The 693-nt window shown below is 48.3% G+C and carries 1 protein-coding gene; it reads right to left on the minus strand.

Features of this window, described 5'->3' with window-relative positions; genetic code table 11:
- On the minus strand, positions 1-693 hold a 693-nt coding region (locus FW759_RS13960; RefSeq protein WP_446443284.1), incomplete at its 5' end, for an EF-Tu C-terminal domain-related protein.

The following is a 693-nucleotide window of genomic DNA, read 5'->3' on the forward strand; positions in this document are numbered from 1 at the left end:
TTAGTTCAATACGTTAGCAACAACACCAGCGCCTACAGTACGGCCACCTTCACGAATTGCGAAGCGAAGACCTTTGTCCATAGCGATTGGGTGGATAAGCTCTACGCCCATCTCAACGTTATCACCAGGCATTACCATTTCAGTACCGTCTTGTAATTGGATTGCGCCAGTTACGTCAGTGGTACGGAAGTAGAACTGTGGACGATAGCCGTTTAGGAATGGTGTGTGACGACCACCCTCTTCTTTTGACAGTACGTATACTTCTGCGTCAAACTTGGTGTGAGGCGTGATTGAACCTGGCTTCGCTAGTACTTGGCCACGTTGTACGTCTTCACGCTTAGTACCACGTAGTAGTACGCCACAGTTTTCGCCTGCACGACCTTCGTCAAGCAGTTTACGGAACATCTCTACACCAGTACAGGTGGTTTTTTGAGTGTCACGGATACCAACGATTTCGATCTCGTCACCAACTTTAACGATACCAGACTCAACACGACCTGTTACTACGGTACCACGGCCTGAGATTGAGAATACGTCTTCGATTGGCATTAGGAATGCTTTGTCGATGTCACGCTCTGGCTCTGGGATGTAGGTGTCTAGTACGCCTAGTAGTTCTACTACTGCTGGCTCACCATACTTGTCTTCTGAACCTTTTAGGGCTTCAGTGGCTGATCCTTTGATGATTGGGGTGTC

The sequence above is a fragment of the Psychrobacter sp. 1176_08 genome, from assembly GCF_052850615.1.